This is a genomic window from Sphingopyxis sp. FD7 (assembly GCF_003609835.1).
Classification (GTDB): domain Bacteria; phylum Pseudomonadota; class Alphaproteobacteria; order Sphingomonadales; family Sphingomonadaceae; genus Sphingopyxis.
On the sequence record NZ_AP017898.1, the window covers coordinates 2,334,202 to 2,346,873 of the forward strand.

The 12,672-nt window shown below is 65.4% G+C and carries 13 protein-coding genes; 6 read left to right on the top strand and 7 right to left on the bottom strand.

Annotated elements, in window-relative coordinates; all coding sequences use genetic code 11:
- Positions 1-40 precede the first annotated feature (40 nt).
- On the top strand, positions 41-301 hold the full coding sequence (locus tag SPYCA_RS11080; RefSeq protein WP_120222288.1) for a hypothetical protein: 261 nt from the start codon (positions 41-43) through the stop codon (positions 299-301).
- Positions 302-310: 9 nt separating this feature from the next.
- On the opposite strand, the gene SPYCA_RS11085 is transcribed toward SPYCA_RS11080, so the two are convergent.
- A complete protein-coding gene (locus SPYCA_RS11085) occupies positions 311-1,132 on the bottom strand; it encodes a hypothetical protein (RefSeq protein WP_120220410.1) in 822 nt (273 codons plus the stop codon).
- Positions 1,133-1,265: 133 nt separating this feature from the next.
- Complete coding sequence (locus tag SPYCA_RS11090; RefSeq protein ID WP_120220412.1) at positions 1,266-1,748, bottom strand: SRPBCC family protein; 483 nt, start codon at positions 1,746-1,748, stop codon at positions 1,266-1,268.
- A gap of 49 nt (positions 1,749-1,797) precedes the next feature.
- Between SPYCA_RS11090 and SPYCA_RS11095 the strand changes: the two genes are divergently transcribed.
- The gene (locus SPYCA_RS11095) at positions 1,798-2,133 is read left to right on the top strand and encodes an ArsR/SmtB family transcription factor (protein WP_120222289.1); all 336 of its coding nucleotides are present in this window, start codon (positions 1,798-1,800) and stop codon (positions 2,131-2,133) included.
- Between the two features lie 189 nt (positions 2,134-2,322).
- Here SPYCA_RS11095 and SPYCA_RS11100 read toward each other — a convergent pair whose 3' ends face one another.
- The 3 genes from SPYCA_RS11100 to SPYCA_RS11115 form a co-directional block, all read right to left on the bottom strand.
- Positions 2,323-4,161 carry a M2 family metallopeptidase gene (locus tag SPYCA_RS11100; protein WP_120220414.1) on the bottom strand — a complete coding sequence of 613 codons (1,839 nt, stop codon included), beginning with the start codon at positions 4,159-4,161 and terminating at the stop codon, positions 2,323-2,325.
- Positions 4,162-4,393: 232 nt separating this feature from the next.
- On the bottom strand, positions 4,394-5,158 hold the full coding sequence (locus SPYCA_RS11105; protein ID WP_120220416.1) for an alpha/beta fold hydrolase: 765 nt from the start codon (positions 5,156-5,158) through the stop codon (positions 4,394-4,396).
- A gap of 712 nt (positions 5,159-5,870) precedes the next feature.
- Positions 5,871-6,518, bottom strand: a complete 648-nt coding sequence (locus tag SPYCA_RS11115) for a 2-hydroxychromene-2-carboxylate isomerase (protein WP_120222290.1) — start codon at positions 6,516-6,518, stop codon at positions 5,871-5,873.
- 126 nt (positions 6,519-6,644) lie between these two features.
- On the opposite strand from SPYCA_RS11115, the gene SPYCA_RS11120 reads away from it, so the two are divergent.
- The 3 genes from SPYCA_RS11120 (at position 6,645) to SPYCA_RS11130 (ending at position 9,899) form a co-directional block, all read left to right on the top strand.
- Positions 6,645-7,091, top strand: coding sequence for a MarR family winged helix-turn-helix transcriptional regulator (locus SPYCA_RS11120; protein ID WP_120220420.1), 447 nt, complete (start codon positions 6,645-6,647; stop codon positions 7,089-7,091).
- Positions 7,091-8,173 carry an HlyD family secretion protein gene (locus tag SPYCA_RS11125; RefSeq protein ID WP_120220422.1) on the top strand — a complete coding sequence of 361 codons (1,083 nt, stop codon included), beginning with the start codon at positions 7,091-7,093 and terminating at the stop codon, positions 8,171-8,173. Before SPYCA_RS11120 ends, SPYCA_RS11125 begins: the two co-directional genes overlap by 1 nt.
- A gap of 136 nt (positions 8,174-8,309) precedes the next feature.
- Positions 8,310-9,899 (top strand): MDR family MFS transporter, encoded by a 1,590-nt coding sequence (locus tag SPYCA_RS11130; protein WP_120220424.1) that lies wholly within the window; start codon positions 8,310-8,312, stop codon positions 9,897-9,899.
- Positions 9,900-10,056: 157 nt separating this feature from the next.
- Here the strand turns inward: SPYCA_RS11130 and SPYCA_RS11135 are convergent, their stop codons facing one another.
- Positions 10,057-10,947 (bottom strand): metal-dependent hydrolase, encoded by an 891-nt coding sequence (locus SPYCA_RS11135; RefSeq protein WP_120220426.1) that lies wholly within the window; start codon positions 10,945-10,947, stop codon positions 10,057-10,059.
- Between the two features lie 59 nt (positions 10,948-11,006).
- Here SPYCA_RS11135 and SPYCA_RS11140 point away from each other — a divergent pair, with 59 nt between their 5' ends.
- Positions 11,007-11,615 (top strand): TetR/AcrR family transcriptional regulator, encoded by a 609-nt coding sequence (locus SPYCA_RS11140; protein WP_120220432.1) that lies wholly within the window; start codon positions 11,007-11,009, stop codon positions 11,613-11,615.
- Between the two features lie 294 nt (positions 11,616-11,909).
- Here the strand turns inward: SPYCA_RS11140 and SPYCA_RS11150 are convergent, their stop codons facing one another.
- The gene (locus SPYCA_RS11150) at positions 11,910-12,560 is read right to left on the bottom strand and encodes a glutathione S-transferase family protein (RefSeq protein WP_120220434.1); all 651 of its coding nucleotides are present in this window, start codon (positions 12,558-12,560) and stop codon (positions 11,910-11,912) included.
- Positions 12,561-12,672 lie beyond the last annotated feature (112 nt).

Sequence of the window (12,672 nt, forward strand, 5' to 3'; positions counted from 1 at the left end):
CCGCCTTGCCAAAGCGCGCAAACCGCCCGAAAGCACGCCCATGGATTTCGACGACCAGCTCCGCCGCTATTTCGGCACCGCCGACCTTGCCGCGATCACGCCCGCGGCGCGCGCCGCTGGCGCCGAGCGGATGCGCGTCGATTTCGGGCTGGAAACCAATTCCGGCCGCCGCTTCGCGCTGTGGGCGCTGATGTATATGCTGGGGGACGCCCCCGACCTCGACGTCGCGTTCGAGGATGAAGGCGAACGCGACGCCGCGCGCGATTTCATGGATCTGGCGGACCGCGCGGGCGGGGATTAGACCCGCCCCTCACTTCACCGGGCGACAATCCTTGAGCCACACCAGCGACAGGCCGTAATCGAGCCGGTCGAACGTCCCCGTCAGCTCGGCGTGCTTGCCGGGTTTCAGCTTGAGCGCATAAGGCCCTTGCCCCTTTGCCAGCACGCAGTTCACATTCATCCCCGCCGACGAACGACCGGGCACGATGTCGGTCAGCACGTTCGACACCAGCTTCCATTCGACGCGATAGCTGTCACCGACCGGCCCGACATAGGCGACGGGGCCATAGAGGGTGAAGGATTTATTCTTGTAGCGCAGCGGCACCGCGGCGCTGTTCTTGTCGGCCTCGCCGGTGATGTCCTGCGAAAAGCGCAGCACGCTCATGCGGATCGGCGCGCCGGCTGCGGTCGTCGCCTGCATGCCCTTCGCCGCAAGCGCCTCGCCCGCCTTGCCGCCCTTGAGCTGGTTCAATATGCCGCACATTTCGGCCTTCGCCGCGGCTTCGGGAATGCCCATCGTGGGGCGCAGCTTTGCCTCCATGCGCACATTGCCCGCACCGTCGGCGGCAATCTCGATCGGGAAAGAGCGCGCCTTTCCGGTCTGCGGCTGCTCGATCAGCATCGAGCCGCTTTCCTGCTCCGCGGCCAATATGTCATAACCTTTTGCGGCAACGATGCCGTTCAATTGCCCGACAGCGCTCGCCGGGCTCATCCCCGGAACATTGGTCGTCGCGATAAAGCGCAGCCCCGTCACCGGATTGCCCTTCTTCACGAAACCCTGTTCGCAGGTCGCGGCGTTGGCCGCGGCGGGAAGTCCCGCAGCAAGGGCGATGGTCATGACAAGACGCTTCATGGATCCTCCTTCGTCACGAATCCGGCGCCGCAAGACAGGCCTCCGGTTCCCGGCATGTTGCCGGAAATTGTCGCAAAACCATATCGTTGCAAGCGTTTTTAAGTAACGAACGAAGAAAAGGCGACCACTCGCGCTATTTATACATGCCCGCACGCAAATTGATGCCATATTCAAGCCACGCCTTCAGCGCGCAGAGCATCTGCGCCCAGCCCTGGCAATTGCCATAGGATGCGCGGAGCGCGCCCTGATTCTCGCGCCAGCCCTCTTCGGAAATCTCGACCAGAGTGCGTCCATCGTCGAGGCTTTTGAAACGCATCGTCACGCGCGTGCGATAATCCGCATCCTTGGGGTCGCTGCCCTCGATATTGTGCGCCTCGCCCTCGCTCGCCTGCCATTCGAGGACGATGCGCTCGCGCTCGACAACCTCGATCACATGGACCGGAAAGGCGCCGGGATAGTCGTGGAAATCCCATGTCACCGTCGCGCCCGTTTCCAGCCGCCCCTTCGCGCCGCCGGTGGTGAAATAGGCCGACAGCTTCGCGGGATCGGCGACCGCCTCGAACACCTCGGCCACCGGCTTCGCGATCCGCGCCGCGACCCTGAACTTCAGTTCCATGATTCATTCTCCACTTGAGTCGCAGCTCATTATGTTATATTTTTATAACATGTCAATTCACGACGAATATGATGCGGTTTTCAAGGCGCTGGCGTCGCCCGTGCGGCGGCAGATATTGGACGACTTGCGCGACCAGCCGCTGACCACCGGCGCGCTCTGCACGCATTTCGCCGACATCGACCGCTGCACGGTGATGCAGCATCTCAAAGTGCTGGAGGAGGCCGGGCTGGTGATTGCCGAACGCCGCGGCCGCGAACGCTGGAACCACCTCAACGCGATGCCGATTCAGGACATCCACGACCGCTGGATCGGCCCACACGCCGCCGCGGCATCGGCCCGGCTCGCGCGCTTCAAACAGGCGGTGGAGGCGGGGAAGGGCAACTGACTTCGGGGGAGCAGCCCTCCTCCAACGTCATCCCGGCGAAGGCCGGGATCTCACCGTAGCGCTTATCTGCACCGGCGAGATCCCGGCCTTCGCCGGGATGACGGATGATACGAGGACGAGAATCCTCGCCAGCCCACAAAAAAGGCCGGGGAAACCCCTCCCCGGCCCTTCTTTCATCGCCCGCGGGCCTCACCACCCCTGCGGCTTGCCCTTGTTCTGCTCGTCGAGCCATTTTTTCAGCGGCGCGAAATAATCGGCCATCGCCTTGCCCGACATCTCGCGCGTGCCGGTAAAGGCCTGGAGCGCGTCGGGCCACGGCTTCGACGCCCCCATCTCGAGCATCGCATTCAGTTTCGCCCCGACATCCTTGTTGCCATAGAAGGAACAGCGGTGGAGCGGTCCCTTCCACCCCGCCTGCCTGCACGCCGCCTCATAGAACTGGAATTGCAGGATGCGCGCGAGGAAATAGCGCGTGTAGGGCGTGTTGCCCGGAATATGATATTTCGCCCCCGCGTCAAACGCATCGGCGGGGCGCTCGGTCGGCGGGACGATGCCCTGATAACGGGTGCGCATCTCGGTCCACGCCTTGTTGTAATCGGCGGGCTGGATCGTCCCGTCGAACACGCCCCAGCGCCAGCGGTCGATGAGCAGCCCGAACGGCAGGAAGGCGACCTTGTCCATCGCCTGCCGCAGCAGCAGGCCGATATCCTTGTCGGCGCTCGGCACCTGCGCCTTGTCGAGCAGGCCGATGTCGACCAGATATTGCGGCGTGATCGACAGCGCGACGAAATCGCCGATCGCCTCGTGGAACCCGTCGTTGGCGCCGTTCAGGTACAGGAAGGGCTGCTCGTTATAGGCGCGCTGATAATAATTATGCCCAAGCTCATGGTGAATGGTGACGAAATCGTCGGCATTCACCTTGATGCACATCTTGATGCGGATATCGTCCTTGTTGTCGATGTTCCACGCCGAAGCGTGGCAGACGACTTCGCGGTCGGCGGGCTTGGTGAACATGCTCCGCTTCCAGAAAGTATCGGGCAGCGGCGCCATGCCGAGCGACGAATAGAAGTTTTCGCCGATCTTGACCATGTCGAGCGGCGACTTGCCCTGCGCGGCGAGCAGCTCGCCGATGTCATAGCCCAGGTCGCCCGTCCCCGGCGGCGCGACGAGCGGATAGATATTGCCCCATTCCTGCGCCCACATATTGCCGAGCAGGTCGGCGCGGATCGGCCCCGTCCTGGGCTGCACCGCGTCGCCATATTTCTCGTTGAGTTTCCAGCGGACATAGGTGTGGAGCGCGACATAGAGCGGCTTCATGTCCTGCCAGATTTTCTCGGTCAGCTTGGCGAACTCTTCGGGCGGCATGTCGTATCCCGACCGCCACATCGCGCCGGTGTCGGCAAAGCCCAGCTCCTTCGCGCCCGCGTTCGCGATGGCGACCATGCGGGCATAATCATCCTTCATCGGCGCGCCGACATTGTCGTGCCAGCTCGTCCACATTTCGGCGAGTTCGGCGGGGGTGCGCTCGATATTGCCCATCTCGGCCTCGATGTCCGACCCCGAAATCTCCTTGCCGTTCAGCGTGCCGCGGCCCTTGCCATATTGCGACTGCAGGTCGGTCGCGATCTGATTGAGTTCGGTGGCGGCGCCCGGCGTCGTCGGCGCGGGCAGCACGAGGCCCGTGCGCAGGATGTTGAGCTTGCGCTTCGTTTCGGCGCCGAGGCCGGGAACATCGCTGTATTTCGCGGCCTCCAGCGCATATTTCACCGCCTTTTCGGTGCCGACCGCGTTGATCCGCGCCGCCATCGCGTCGGTGTCCTCGGTGATATAGGTCGCATTGACCCAGTTCACCTGGGCGGCCTCGACGCTATAGTCGAACAGTTCTTTCTCGGCCGCGGCGATAAAGGCTTCGGCGTCGGCGGCGGTGGGGGCGGCGGTGGGGGCGGCAGCAGGCGCCGCCTGTGCAAAGGCGGGAGTCGCCGCCGCGAGCGACAGGGCAAGCGACAGCGTCGAGATCATGGCTTTCATGGGGTGCGTCCTCTGAACATGTTATGGGCGTTCCGGGCCACGAGCTTCGCCGAACGAAAATGGCCTTCGCGCTCCCCGCGAAGGCGGGAGCCCATCACCGGCCGCCGCAAGGCCGAACCGGCGGAAGATGGATCCCCGCCTTCGCGGGGACGCACAAGACTTTCTACGGCCAGCCGAAAGGATCGGGATCTGGAACGCGATGGCGACAGCTTGACGCCCCCTGCGCGCCGGGTCAACCCGTCAGGAACGCCGCGATCGCCTCACCCAGCGCCGCTTCGGTCACGCTCGACATATGCGTCCCCGGAATCGTCGCCAGCCGCGCATCGGGCAGTTCCGCGACCAGTTCCTCGGCCGAACCATTGTCGCGGTCCTGCTCGCCGCACACGACGAGAACCGGCATCGTCAGCGCCGCCAGCGCCTCGGGCGGCGTGTCGGTAAAGCTTTCCAGCAAATGCCCCGCGGCGATGCGGTCGACCTTCATCGTCTTCATGAACTGGATCGACAGCCAGGTGTCGTCGCCGCGCTTCGCGGTCTCATATTCGGCGATCGCGCGCTTGAAAAAGGCGCCGCGCCGCTGCCACCCGGCGAGCCCCGCCAGCCCCATGCCGCCCAAAATCAGCCGCCGCGGCTTCATCCCCGCGACGACCGCGCGCACGCTGGTCCGCGCGCCGAGCGAAAAGCCGCCGAGGTCGAAATCGGCCAGGCCCAGGTGCGCGACCAGATCCTCCAGATCGCGCACCAGCACATCGGGCGGGTAAAAGTCTTCCTCGTGCGGCGCGTCGCTCGACCCGTGGACGCGCAGGTCGGGCATGATGACGCGGTAGCCCTCGCCCGCGATCCGCGCCGCGGTGCCGAACTTGATCCAGTTGACCTCGCCGCTCGAAAACAGCCCGTGGAGCAGCACGACGGGCCGGCCGCCACCTGCTTCCGGTCCCGTCTCGCGCCACGCCAGCCGCACGCCGTCGCGCGCCTCGAAAAATTGGGGTTCGATCGTCATGGCGCCGCCTTACCCGCTCCGCGCGGGCTCACGCAACCGGGCAAGGGGCGCGGGCCGCAGCTGTCGAAGAGCGTCCCGACTTCGCTCGACGCCAACGGGAAGCGGGGATGACCGAAAACGGCCGATTGCGGACATAATATCCTCCCTGCGGCCGAAGGCCGTGGGGAGGGGGACCGCCGCCGCAGGCGGTGGTGGAGGGGCGGCGACGGTAGTGCCAAAGCCCCTCCGTCAGCGCTCCGCGCTGCCACCTCCCCATCGCTGCGCGACAGGGAGGATCGTAAACTTGCAAAGTCCGGAAGCGACCGGTTGCGGACATTCAGCGTCGGTACTTCCAGTGATACCAGCGTTGAAACTGCAACGAGCATGCCCATAGCAAAAGAAGCGCGAACGCGATGAAAATGACATACATCACTACTCCGGCTGCAAAGAGCCAAGAGGAGTCTGATCGCAGGGCATATATCTCAAACACGCGCGAGATTGTTAGCGTCTCTCCAGTCAGGCCGCGACCAATGCGGACGCTCCAACCGACGATCTGAAAAAGCAGGAGTGGGGTCACAGCGATAGCCCAGAACAGCTCTTTCCGGGTCGGAGGCCCTTCCTCCTCAAGTTCGCTTCTTGAATGCCAAACCATAGTTTGATGTTATGCGAGGTGTGTTCGCGAGGGAAGAACGAATAGCCCCTCACCACCCAAAAACCGCCGTCACCCCCAGCCCTAACGCATCCGCAGCCCCTTCTGCTCCATCCGCCATTTCGCCATCTCGATCCGGTCCTGCCCGAAAAAGGGTTCGCCCTCGAACACCAGGGTCGGCACGCCCCAATGGCCCGCGATTTCGAGCGCGACCTGATTGGCCGCGATCTCGTTGTCGAGCGCCGCGGCGTCGTCAACAGCTTCGATTTCCAGCTCGGCGAGGTCGAGTCCGGCGCGCCGCGCCGCGCCCGCCAGATGATCGCCGATATGCCAGTCGACCGCCCCGCCCCAGATAATCTGCCCCACCTCATGCGCAAAGGCGAGCCCCTTGCCGCGCCGCGCCGCCGCCTGCCCCAGCCGGGTGAGGCGATAGATATGCGGTTGCTCGTCGGCGATGGCGCGCGTCCGCACGTCCTGCACGATCGGGTCGGGGCGCGGCGGGCCGAAGGGAATGCCGTGAAACTGCGCCACGCGGATCATGTCACGCATCGTATAGCTCAGCCAGTTGGGATGGTTGCGCTCGAAAAAGTCGGGCTGGCGGATCGCGAGCGGATAGACGGGGCGCAGGTTGATCGTTACGTCGTGGCTCGCGGTCAGCGCACGATAGCGGCCGATCGCAAGATAGCTGTAAGGCGAGCGAAAGGACCAGAAAAGGTCTGCGGTCAAAGTCATCGCCACATCCTGCCTGAAAATCAGCGACATGCAAGCGCTGTAAAGAATTTTTACACCATATTCGAGATGGTTGCCAAGCCGATCTGCGACTTGAGTATAATAGCAATTGCTATTATATGTCATGCCATGACGGAAACGATCGGCTTCATCCTCAACGACACCGCCCGCCTTTACCGCCGCGCCTTCAACGCGCGCGTCCGGGACAGCGGCATCACCGCGCTGCAATGGCGGCTCATCACCTACCTCAAACGCCACGAGGGAATCCGGCAGGGCCCGCTTGCCGAGCTGATCGAGGTCGAGCCGATCACCCTGTCGCGGATGGTCGATCGGCTGGTCGAGGCGGGGCTGGTCGAACGCCGCGCCGACCCGGCCGACCGCCGCGCCTGGCGGCTTTACCTGACCACACGCGCCGCCGACCTGCTCGGCGGTATCCGCTCTGTCGTCGAGGCGCTGAACGACGAGGCGCTCGAAGGACTCAGCCCTGCCGAACGCGACCAGCTCCTCGATCTGGTCGCGCGCGTGCGCGCCAATCTGTCGCGCCGCGTCTGCGCGAAAGAAGCGGAGCCCGTCTGATGGACCAGCTCGCCCCCACGCGCCCACAGGCCAAGGCCGTGCCGTCGCCCAAAGCGGACCCCGCGCCGTCCCCGGCCACAGGAGTCGCAACGAAGGCCGGTTGGCGCACACGCGTCCTGATGTTCGGGCTCCCCCTCGCACTTGTCGCGGGCGGTGTCGGCTGGTGGCTGCTCAGTGCCGGATCGGTGTCGACCGACAACGCCTATGTCCAGATGGACAAGGTGTCGGTCGCCGCCGAGGTCGGCGGGCGCATCATCGAGGTTGCCGTCCGCGACGGGCAGCAGGTCGCCAAGGGGCAATTGCTTTTTCGCATCGACAGCGAACCCTATGCGCTGAGCGTCGCGCAGGCGACCGCGGCGATCGACGCTGCTGAGGTCGAAGTCGGCAATCTCGCCGCGAGCGCCAACACCTCGAACGTCGACATCGCCGCGGCGCGCGAGGAGGTGAAGTTCGCGCAGGTCAATTTCGACCGGCAGGCGGCGCTGATGGAAAAGGGCTTCACGACGCGCGCCGCCTATGATGCGGCGCGCCACGCGCTTGCGCAGGCGCGCGAGCGTGTCCGCCAGGCCGAAGCCGCCGCGGTGGAAGCGCGCGCCAGACTCGCCGCCGGGCCGTCGAGCGGCATCAACCCGGAGGTTCAGGCCGCACGCGTCCAGCGGTCGCAGGCCGAGGTCAACCTGGCGCGCACCACCGTCCGCGCACCGCGCGCCGGTCGCGTCGCGCAGGCCGATCGCTTGCAGGTGGGGCAAACGATGGTCGCCGGGCTTCCCGCGCTCACCATCGTCGATACCGCGCACCCCTGGGTCGAGGCCAATTTCAAGGAAACCGACCTCGCCGACATGCGCGTCGGCCAGCGCGCCGAGATCCGCTTCGACGCCTATCCGGGGCTGACGGTCCGCGGCCATGTGCTGACGATCGGCGCCGGCACGGGCAGCGAATTCTCGGTGCTCCCGGCACAGAACGCCACGGGCAACTGGGTCAAGGTGACGCAGCGCGTCCCCGTGCGCATCGCCTTCGACGAAAAACCGGCACGCGACATGATCGCCGGGCTGTCGGCGGAGGTGACGGTGTTTACGAAGTAAGCAGGATGCCTTGCCCAACCCCGTCATTGCGAGCGAAGCGAAGCAATCTCCAGCCGTCGAGCATAGGCAAGGCCGATGGCTGGAGATTGCTTCGCTTCGCTCGCAATGACGGGTTCGGAATCGTGGACAGAAGATAATGGCGTCGCGCTCCCTCCCCCGTCGCCCCGCCGCCGCGGCGCTGCCCGCCGACGACAGCATCCCGCTCCACGAACGCGTGCGCTACCGCGGCCTGCTCACCGTCGCGGTCATGGGCGCGTCGATCATGCAGATCCTCGACACGACGATCGCCAATGTCGCCATCCCGCATATGCAGTCGGCGCTCGGCGCGACGAGCGAGACGGTGACGTGGGTGCTCACCTCCTATATCCTCGCGAGCGCCATCGCGATGCCGATCACCGGCTGGCTGGCCGACCGCATCGGGCGGCGCGAACTGTTCCTTGCCGCGATCGCCGGCTTCATCGTCGCGTCGATGGCGTGCGGCGCGGCGCAATCGCTCGAACAGATGGTCGTCTTCCGCTTCCTGCAAGGCATATTCGCGGCCTTCATCGCCCCGCTGTCGCAATCGGTGATGCTCGACATCAACCCGCCCGAACGCCACGCGCGCGCCATGTCGATCTGGGGCATGGGGATCATGATCGGGCCGATTATGGGACCGGTGCTCGGCGGCTGGCTGACCGAAAGCGTCAACTGGCGCTGGGTCTTTTACGTCAACCTGCCCGTCGGGCTCGTCACGCTCGCGCTGATGTGGGCGCTGCTGCCCGCGATGCGCAAGCGCGACCGCAAATTCGACCTCTTCGGCTTTTCGATGCTCGCACTGGGGCTCGCCGCGCTGCAACTGATGCTCGACCGCGGCGCGCATCTCGACTGGTTCGACAGCGCCGAGATATGGATCGAGCTCGGCGTCGCGGTCGCGTGCCTGTGGATCTTCTTCGTCCATCTGTTCACCGCGCGCGCGCCGCTGTTCAGCCGCGCGATGCTCGCCGACCGCAACCTCGTCACCGCGATGGGCTTCATGATCGTCATCGGCATCGTCATGTTCGCGTCGATGGCGCTGCTGCCGCCGATGCTGCAGACTCTGTTCGGCTGGCCGGTGATCGACACGGGGCTGGTGCTCGCGGTGCGCGGCATCGGCATCCTCATCAGCATGTGGGTCGCGGGGCAATTGCTGGGCAAGATCGACGCGCGCTGGCTCGTCGGCGCCGGGCTTGCCATCGCGGCATTTTCGCTGTGGCAGATGAGCCACTGGTCGCTCGCCATGGGGATGCAGCCGGTGATTATCAGCGGGCTGGTGCAGGGGCTCGGCATGGGGCTGATCTTCATCCCCTTGAACACCATGGCCTTCGCGACGATCGCGCCGCAGCACCGCACCGACGGGTCGAGCCTGCTCAACCTGCTCCGCAGCCTCGGCGCCTCGGTCGGCATTTCGGTCGTCACGACCTTGCTCGCCGCGAATATCCAGACGAGCCATCAGGATCTCGCCGCGCATGTCACCAGCAGCACGGTCGCGCTTCTCGATCCCTCGACCGCCGACCGTTTCGGCATTGTCGGCGACAGGGCGCTGGCGATGCTCGATGCCGAGATCAACCGGCAGGCGGCGATGGTCGCCTATATCGACGATTTCTGGGCGATGATGTGGGTGACGGCGCTCTCGGTGCCCCTCGTCCTCCTGCTCCGCCCGCCCAGGGTCGGCGCGCCCAAGGCATCGGCCGCCGACATGGGGCATTGAGGGGCGTGCATTTTATCTCAGCCACTCCCCGTTCGTGTCGAGCGAAACTGAGACGGTGCCGATTGAACGTGGCGCAATCTGATCCCCCGCAAAGGCAGGCGCCGGAGTCGGGGAGAGAGAACCGCTCCGGACGGCCCGCCTTCGCAGGAAAGGATATTCAGCCCGCGGCCGCCGCCAGCTCCGGCCGCGACGACTGCGTCGGCATCACCGCGTCGGCATAATCGCTTTCATATTTGCCGATCAGCGCGCGGTCGTCGTGGTTCCACGGGTGGAACCCCGGCATGAAATAGGCGAGCCACGGCAGAAAGCTTTTGCGCAGCACGCCGGGCGAGCCGAGCAGATACCACCAGATGCGCGCCGTGACGCGCCAGCCGGTCAGGCCATCCTGCTTCAGCAGCGCCTTCATGCCCTTCACCCGCCGCGGCCAGAAGCGCGAGGTGACGAGCAGCATCATCAGCGACTTGGCGCGCCAGCGCCGAAAGCGGCTCCAGTCCTTCGTCGCGTGCAGCCAGGTGTCATAGGCGACGCCCTTGTGCTCGATCTCCTCGATCGCGTGCCATTTCCACAGGGCCGCCCATTCGGGTTCGGCGCCCGCATACATCCGGTCCTCGCGCAGCATCACCGCCGCCATCATCGCGGTATAATGTTCGAGCGCGATCGTCGCCATCAGGTTGACGATCGGCGGCCGCGCCTTGATGATTTCCATGACCTCGTCGACGTCGGCTTCGAGTTCGGACAGATCATACCCCGCCTCGGCCGCCTTGCGGTTGAACACCACATGCTCGCGGCTGTGGATCACTTCCTGCTGGGTAAAGGCGCGGATTTCGCGCGCCAGCTTGTCGGGCACGCCGTCGCGATGCGCCTTCACCGCCTCGATGAACATCGCCTCGCCCTTGGGAAAGGTGACCGACAATGCGGTGTGAAAGGCCGAGGCGATCGGATCGCCGTTCAGCCACCAGCGGCCCTGTTTGCCGTCGCGGCCAAAGCGCATGTCGCGCGGGGTGATCGACAGATCGGCGGGGGTCGGCGACCGGGAAAGGCTGGACATATGGCGTTTACCGTCGAAAAGGGGTGATGGGGCTAGTAAATTGGGGTTAACTTACATAAATGTCAATAGTGAAAAAGCGTCTCAGTCCTGAGGAAAGCCGTTCGGCGGCGCTCGAGGCGGCGCGTCATATCCTGATCGAAATGGGGCCGGCGGCGGTGACGCTGAAAGCCGTCGCGGCGCGCATCGACCGGACCCACGCCAATCTGCTGCACCATTTCGGCAGCGCCGCGGGGCTGCAAAAGGCGCTCGCCGCCTATCAGGCCGAAACCGTGTGCGAAACGATCGGCAAGAAAATGGCCGAATCGCCGCCGGGCGAACGCAATGTGCGCGAGATCGTCGACCTCGCCTTCGACGCCTTCAACAGCGGCGGCGCGGGCGCGCTCGCGACATGGATGGCGGCGACGGGCAATGACGACGCGCTCGACCCGATCGTCGAGGCGATCCACCGCCTGATCGACGGCATGGCGCCCGATGCCGACGAAAAACGGCTGATGCACGAAGACACGCTGGCGCTCGTCCTGATGGCACTGGGCGACGCGCAGCTCGGCGGCCCGATGGCCGAAGCCCTCGGCCTGCCGCGCGACACCGCGCGCGTGCTGGCGACCGAACTCATCACAGGGCGCATCGCGAAATTCTGGGCCGAACATGGGGGCAAGGCGGGGGGTTGAGGAGCGGCGGCAGGTCGAAGCCGCGTAGCGCGCCTATGGTTCCAACCCGCCGCGCGCGCCTGCGAAGGCAGGAGCCCATCGCCCGCCGCAGCCTTCACGCGCCACCGGCCGCTTCGAGGGCCAGGCCCGAAGATGGACCCCTGCCTCCGCAGGGGCACGGCGCAAGGGAAGACCCGGACGGCCCCTCACTCCCCCGTCATCCCGGCGAAGGCCGGGATCTCGCCGGCGCGCTGTGATGACAGGACGAGATCCCGGCCTTCGCCGGGATGACAAATAGATAAAGTGATCGCAGCGCTACCCGCCCAAAACCTTCGCCATCATCCGTTCTTCCTTGGCGATCCACGGCGCCATGCTTGGCCGCGACAGTATGGCTTCGCTCCACGCCGCGATCTTCGGATGCTTGGCCGCGTCGACGCACGCGCCGCAGTGGCGGAAATTCATCAGCGGCGACGCGACGGCGAGGTCGGCGAGCGTCAGCCGGTCGCCGACAAGGAATCCCGACGCCGGGATCGCGCCCTCCAGATAGTCGAGCAGCTTCGGCAGTTCCTCCGCCTCGGCCGCCGCGGCGGCGGCCAGGTCGCCTTCGCGGCCGAGAAACTTGGGCGCGACGATGCGGTTGAAGAACATCTTGCCGCTGCACGCCGCGAACACCGTGTCGCCGAACTCCTCCCACCAGATCACCTGCCCGCGCTCGCGGGGGTCGGCGGGGATCAGCGCCGGTTCGGGGTGCTTCGCCTCGACATAATGGATGATCGCGCTCGAATCGGCGAGCAGGAAACCGTCGTCGTCCATCGCGGGCATCTTGCCGAGCGGCGAGGCGGCCTGGAAACCCGGATCGGGATCGCCGAGCCCGACGCCCTTCAGCTCGAAGTCGATCCCCTTTTCGCCCAGATAGCCGAGCAATTTGCGCACGAAGGGCGATACCACCGACCCATAGATAATCATCGCAGATCCTTTCCCGAAACCGGCACGACCATAGGCCAAAGGTTGCGAATCACAACCCGTTAAGCGGCCGCAATGGAACGAAATTGGCTTGCCATCGACGGCGCGGCGTGGG

Coding starts and splice junctions, on each gene's coding strand:
- SPYCA_RS11080 (WP_120222288.1), top strand. CDS start 41: ATGGATTTCGACGACCAGCTCCGCCGCTATTTCGGCACCGCCGACCTT.
- SPYCA_RS11085 (WP_120220410.1), bottom strand. CDS start 1,132: ATGAAGCGTCTTGTCATGACCATCGCCCTTGCTGCGGGACTTCCCGCC.
- SPYCA_RS11090 (WP_120220412.1), bottom strand. CDS start 1,748: ATGGAACTGAAGTTCAGGGTCGCGGCGCGGATCGCGAAGCCGGTGGCC.
- SPYCA_RS11095 (WP_120222289.1), top strand. CDS start 1,798: ATGTCAATTCACGACGAATATGATGCGGTTTTCAAGGCGCTGGCGTCG.
- SPYCA_RS11100 (WP_120220414.1), bottom strand. CDS start 4,161: ATGAAAGCCATGATCTCGACGCTGTCGCTTGCCCTGTCGCTCGCGGCG.
- SPYCA_RS11105 (WP_120220416.1), bottom strand. CDS start 5,158: ATGACGATCGAACCCCAATTTTTCGAGGCGCGCGACGGCGTGCGGCTG.
- SPYCA_RS11115 (WP_120222290.1), bottom strand. CDS start 6,518: ATGACTTTGACCGCAGACCTTTTCTGGTCCTTTCGCTCGCCTTACAGC.
- SPYCA_RS11120 (WP_120220420.1), top strand. CDS start 6,645: ATGACGGAAACGATCGGCTTCATCCTCAACGACACCGCCCGCCTTTAC.
- SPYCA_RS11125 (WP_120220422.1), top strand. CDS start 7,091: ATGGACCAGCTCGCCCCCACGCGCCCACAGGCCAAGGCCGTGCCGTCG.
- SPYCA_RS11130 (WP_120220424.1), top strand. CDS start 8,310: ATGGCGTCGCGCTCCCTCCCCCGTCGCCCCGCCGCCGCGGCGCTGCCC.
- SPYCA_RS11135 (WP_120220426.1), bottom strand. CDS start 10,947: ATGTCCAGCCTTTCCCGGTCGCCGACCCCCGCCGATCTGTCGATCACC.
- SPYCA_RS11140 (WP_120220432.1), top strand. CDS start 11,007: ATGTCAATAGTGAAAAAGCGTCTCAGTCCTGAGGAAAGCCGTTCGGCG.
- SPYCA_RS11150 (WP_120220434.1), bottom strand. CDS start 12,560: ATGATTATCTATGGGTCGGTGGTATCGCCCTTCGTGCGCAAATTGCTC.